We start from the raw sequence: 5766 nt of genomic DNA, 5'->3' as shown, positions 1-5766 counted from the left end.
GGGTGATGATGGGGTCTAGGCCCTGTGGTTGCCGGGGCTGAGAAGGTGGAAGAAGAAAGTTTGGTTTTGGGTTGTAGGTGGTGTAAAAACCGGTATATAATTCAAGGCTTCGCTGAGTAGAACTGGATGCCGCAAGGTGCTGAGTTTGAAAGGTGATGAAAACAAAAAAGTTTTCAAAAGTTTGACAGTTCTTCAAAAACTGTGCTAGAATTCAAGGCTCAGCTGATCGCAGCTAAGTCGGGAAAACAAAGAAAGACTACGGTCTTTGTGAGTGATCCGGTTCATTAAAAACATACAGCCGATAAGCGTGGGCGTTTGATGGCGAGTGCCAAGTTCTTTGGAACTAGTGCTTAGCACTACAAACGCTCATGAGAGAGAAGTGAAGTTCACTTCAATTCTTAATTATGAGTTGCTCGAAAGAGCGAAAAAATCAAGATCGAACTGTAGAGTTTGATCCTGGCTCAGATTGAACGCTGGCGGCATGCCTTACACATGCAAGTCGAACGGTAACAGGTCTTCGGATGCTGACGAGTGGCGAACGGGTGAGTAATACATCGGAACGTGCCCGATCGTGGGGGATAACGGAGCGAAAGCTTTGCTAATACCGCATACGATCTACGGATGAAAGCAGGGGACCGCAAGGCCTTGCGCGGACGGAGCGGCCGATGGCAGATTAGGTAGTTGGTGGGATAAAAGCTTACCAAGCCGACGATCTGTAGCTGGTCTGAGAGGACGACCAGCCACACTGGGACTGAGACACGGCCCAGACTCCTACGGGAGGCAGCAGTGGGGAATTTTGGACAATGGGCGCAAGCCTGATCCAGCCATGCCGCGTGCAGGATGAAGGCCTTCGGGTTGTAAACTGCTTTTGTACGGAACGAAAAGACTCCTTCTAATAAAGGGGGTCCATGACGGTACCGTAAGAATAAGCACCGGCTAACTACGTGCCAGCAGCCGCGGTAATACGTAGGGTGCAAGCGTTAATCGGAATTACTGGGCGTAAAGCGTGCGCAGGCGGTTATGTAAGACAGATGTGAAATCCCCGGGCTCAACCTGGGAACTGCATTTGTGACTGCATAGCTAGAGTACGGTAGAGGGGGATGGAATTCCGCGTGTAGCAGTGAAATGCGTAGATATGCGGAGGAACACCGATGGCGAAGGCAATCCCCTGGACCTGTACTGACGCTCATGCACGAAAGCGTGGGGAGCAAACAGGATTAGATACCCTGGTAGTCCACGCCCTAAACGATGTCAACTGGTTGTTGGGTCTTCACTGACTCAGTAACGAAGCTAACGCGTGAAGTTGACCGCCTGGGGAGTACGGCCGCAAGGTTGAAACTCAAAGGAATTGACGGGGACCCGCACAAGCGGTGGATGATGTGGTTTAATTCGATGCAACGCGAAAAACCTTACCCACCTTTGACATGTACGGAATCCTTTAGAGATAGAGGAGTGCTCGAAAGAGAACCGTAACACAGGTGCTGCATGGCTGTCGTCAGCTCGTGTCGTGAGATGTTGGGTTAAGTCCCGCAACGAGCGCAACCCTTGTCATTAGTTGCTACATTCAGTTGGGCACTCTAATGAGACTGCCGGTGACAAACCGGAGGAAGGTGGGGATGACGTCAAGTCCTCATGGCCCTTATAGGTGGGGCTACACACGTCATACAATGGCTGGTACAGAGGGTTGCCAACCCGCGAGGGGGAGCCAATCCCATAAAGCCAGTCGTAGTCCGGATCGCAGTCTGCAACTCGACTGCGTGAAGTCGGAATCGCTAGTAATCGCGGATCAGAATGTCGCGGTGAATACGTTCCCGGGTCTTGTACACACCGCCCGTCACACCATGGGAGCGGGTTCTGCCAGAAGTAGTTAGCCTAACCGCAAGGAGGGCGATTACCACGGCAGGGTTCGTGACTGGGGTGAAGTCGTAACAAGGTAGCCGTATCGGAAGGTGCGGCTGGATCACCTCCTTTCTGGAAAACTGCATTCAAGATTGAACGCCCACACTTATCGGTTGTTGGAACAAGCCACAGACCTGCGAAGCGATTCGCGGAGCTGAGGAATGGGTCTGTAGCTCAGCTGGTTAGAGCACCGTCTTGATAAGGCGGGGGTCGTTGGTTCGAGCCCAACTAGACCCACCAAATTCCAATACACGGATACGGTATGAGGACACTGGGGGATTAGCTCAGCTGGGAGAGCACCTGCTTTGCAAGCAGGGGGTCGTCGGTTCGATCCCGTCATCCTCCACCAACACTGCGGTAGTAGGTAGTAAGAAGATTACTCAACACCAAAGCGGCTTTGACTGGAAACGGTTAAGGCTTCTTTGTTGTTGATCAATATCGATTGATCAATCGGCTGTTCTTTAAAAATTCATAGAGTCGAATCAGAGTTGCTAGCGGAAACTGCACATTCGTAAAGGTTTAGTGCAGACCGTGCCGCTAGCAACAAGAATTTTTGATTGCGTCAAAACGAATATTCAAACCTAGTTTGAAATTCTTAAGTAATACGATGACAACTCGAAAGGGTTGAAGTTGTTTACGGCATAACGCGTCAGGTGAAAGACCTGGCAAGTCCTTGAAAGATTAGACGGCGGTGTTTCGCAAGAAACGTCAAAGTTATAGGGTCAAGTGACTAAGAGCATGTGGTGGATGCCTTGGCGATTACAGGCGACGAAAGACGTGATAGCCTGCGATAAGCTTCGGGGAGCTGGCAAATAAGCTTTGATCCGGAGATTTCTGAATGGGGAAACCCACCTCGCAAGAGGTATCGCATGATGAATACATAGTCATGCGAGGCGAACCGGGTGAACTGAAACATCTCAGTAGCTCGAGGAAAAGACATCAACCGAGATTCCGAAAGTAGTGGCGAGCGAAATCGGAAGAGCCTTCTATTGATAGCACGACTGTTAGCAAAACGGAATGGAAAGTCCGGCCATAGCAGGTGATAGCCCTGTATGCGAAAACAGACGTGTGGTACTAAGGTAGAGAAAAGTAGGGCGGGACACGAGAAATCCTGTCTGAATATGGGGGGACCATCCTCCAAGGCTAAATACTCGTAATCGACCGATAGTGAACCAGTACCGTGAGGGAAAGGCGAAAAGAACCCCGGGAGGGGAGTGAAATAGATCCTGAAACCGCATGCTTACAAAAAGTAGGAGCCCGCAAGGGTGACTGCGTACCTTTTGTATAATGGGTCAGCGACTTACATTCAGTGGCAAGGTTAACCGAATAGGGAAGCCGTAGAGAAATCGAGTCCGAATAGGGCGAATCAGTCGCTGGGTGTAGACCCGAAACCAAGTGATCTATCCATGGCCAGGATGAAGGTGCCGTAACAGGTACTGGAGGTCCGAACCGACTAGTGTTGCAAAACTAGCGGATGAGCTGTGGATAGGGGTGAAAGGCTAAACAAACTTGGAAATAGCTGGTTCTCTCCGAAAACTATTTAGGTAGTGCCTCAAGTATTACCGTCGGGGGTAGAGCACTGTTTAGGCTAGGGGGTCATGGCGACTTACCAAACCTATGCAAACTCCGAATACCGACGAGTACAGCTTGGGAGACAGAGCACCGGGTGCTAACGTCCGGACTCAAGAGGGAAACAACCCAGACCGCCAGCTAAGGTCCCTAAAATTGGCTAAGTGGGAAACGAAGTGGGAAGGCTAAAACAGTCAGGATGTTGGCTTAGAAGCAGCCATCATTTAAAGAAAGCGTAATAGCTCACTGATCGAGTCGTCCTGCGCGGAAGATGTAACGGGGCTAAGCCAGTTACCGAAGCTGCGGATTTGCAATTTATTGCAAGTGGTAGGAGAGCGTTCTGTAGGCCTGTGAAGGTGTCTGGTAACGGATGCTGGAGGTATCAGAAGTGCGAATGCTGACATGAGTAGCGTTAAAGGGGGTGAAAAGCCCCCTCGCCGTAAGCGCAAGGTTTTCTACGCAACGTTCATCGGCGTAGAGTGAGTCGGCCCCTAAGGCGAGGCAGAGATGCGTAGCTGATGGGAAACAGGTCAATATTCCTGTACCGATCAATAGTGCGATGTGGGGACGGAGAAGGTTAGCTCAGCCAACTGTTGGATATGTTGGTTCAAGCCTGTAGTCGTGCCTGGTAGGCAAATCCGCCGGGCTTAGATGAGGGGTGATAACGAGTCTGCTTGCAGACGAAGTGAGTGATACCCTGCTTCCAGGAAAAGCCACTAAGCTTCAGCTATTGACGACCGTACCGCAAACCGACACTGGTGCGCGAGATGAGTATTCTAAGGCGCTTGAGAGAACTCAGGAGAAGGAACTCGGCAAATTGATACCGTAACTTCGGGAGAAGGTATGCCCCAAGTAGGTGAACCTGTACAAGGCGAGCCCAACGGGGTTGCAAAAAATCGGTGGCTGCGACTGTTTAATAAAAACACAGCACTCTGCAAACACGAAAGTGGACGTATAGGGTGTGACGCCTGCCCGGTGCTGGAAGATTAAATGATGGGGTGCAAGCTCTTGATTGAAGTCCCAGTAAACGGCGGCCGTAACTATAACGGTCCTAAGGTAGCGAAATTCCTTGTCGGGTAAGTTCCGACCTGCACGAATGGCGTAACGATGGCCACACTGTCTCCTCCTGAGACTCAGCGAAGTTGAAATGTTTGTGATGATGCAATCTCCCCGCGGAAAGACGGAAAGACCCCATGAACCTTTACTGTAGCTTTGTATTGGACTTTGAACAGATCTGTGTAGGATAGGTGGGAGGCTTTGAAGTGAGGTCGCTAGATCTCATGGAGCCAACGTTGAAATACCACCCTGGTGTGTTTGAGGTTCTAACCTAGGTCCATTATCTGGATCGGGGACAGTGCATGGTAGGCAGTTTGACTGGGGCGGTCTCCTCCCAAAGCGTAACGGAGGAGTTCGAAGGTACGCTAGTTACGGTCGGACATCGTGACGATAGTGCAATGGCATAAGCGTGCTTAACTGCGAGACTGACAAGTCGAGCAGATGCGAAAGCAGGACATAGTGATCCGGTGGTTCTGTATGGAAGGGCCATCGCTCAACGGATAAAAGGTACTCTGGGGATAACAGGCTGATACCGCCCAAGAGTTCATATCGACGGCGGTGTTTGGCACCTCGATGTCGGCTCATCTCATCCTGGGGCTGTAGCCGGTCCCAAGGGTATGGCTGTTCGCCATTTAAAGAGGTACGTGAGCTGGGTTTAAAACGTCGTGAGACAGTTTGGTCCCTATCTTCCGTGGGCGCTGCAGATTTGAGGAAGCCTGCTCCTAGTACGAGAGGACCGGAGTGGACACACCTCTGGTGTATCGGTTGTCACGCCAGTGGCATTGCCGAGTAGCTAAGTGTGGAAGAGATAACCGCTGAAAGCATCTAAGCGGGAAACTCGTTTCAAGATGAGATCTGCCGGGGCCTTGAGCCCCCTAAAGAGTCGTTCAAGACCAGGACGTTGATAGGTCAGGTGTGGAAGCGCAGTAATGCGTTAAGCTAACTGATACTAATTGCTCGTGCGGCTTGACCCTATAACTTTGATAGCCAACACACGCAAGTGTGCAAAGCTCAAAGATTGTTATGCCAAGTTGACGCAGTCAAAAGACACAAAATCTGATTCCATACTCTATGAATTCGCCAGGCTGTTCCACGAACAGCCCAGCACCAAGTTATGCCTGATGACCATAGCAAGTTGGTACCACTCCTTCCCATCCCGAACAGGACAGTGAAACGACTTTGCGCCGATGATAGTGCGGGTTCCCGTGTGAAAGTAGGTCATCGTCAGGCTCTTACAGCCCA

2 tRNA genes and 3 rRNA genes are annotated in these 5766 nt (G+C 50.8%); all 5 read left to right on the top strand.

The annotated features are described in order from the left end of the window. Positions 1-438 precede the first annotated feature (438 nt). Positions 439-1971: ribosomal RNA gene (locus AC07OC_RS26045) — 16S ribosomal RNA — on the top strand. Positions 1972-2062: 91 nt separating this feature from the next. After that, positions 2063-2139: transfer RNA gene (locus AC07OC_RS26040), tRNA-Ile, on the top strand. A gap of 33 nt (positions 2140-2172) precedes the next feature. Next, positions 2173-2248 (top strand) — tRNA-Ala (locus AC07OC_RS26035). 371 nt (positions 2249-2619) lie between these two features. After that, positions 2620-5498: ribosomal RNA gene (locus AC07OC_RS26030) — 23S ribosomal RNA — on the top strand. A gap of 143 nt (positions 5499-5641) precedes the next feature. Then, a 5S ribosomal RNA gene (rrf, locus tag AC07OC_RS26025) occupies positions 5642-5754 on the top strand. The 16S, 23S and 5S rRNA genes sit together here with 2 tRNA genes alongside, the layout of an rRNA operon. Positions 5755-5766 lie beyond the last annotated feature (12 nt).

This window comes from Acidovorax sp. GW821-FHT10E04 (genome assembly GCF_059415185.1).
Note: the sequence above shows the minus strand (reverse complement) of the source record. Positions and strands in the feature narration are given on the sequence as shown.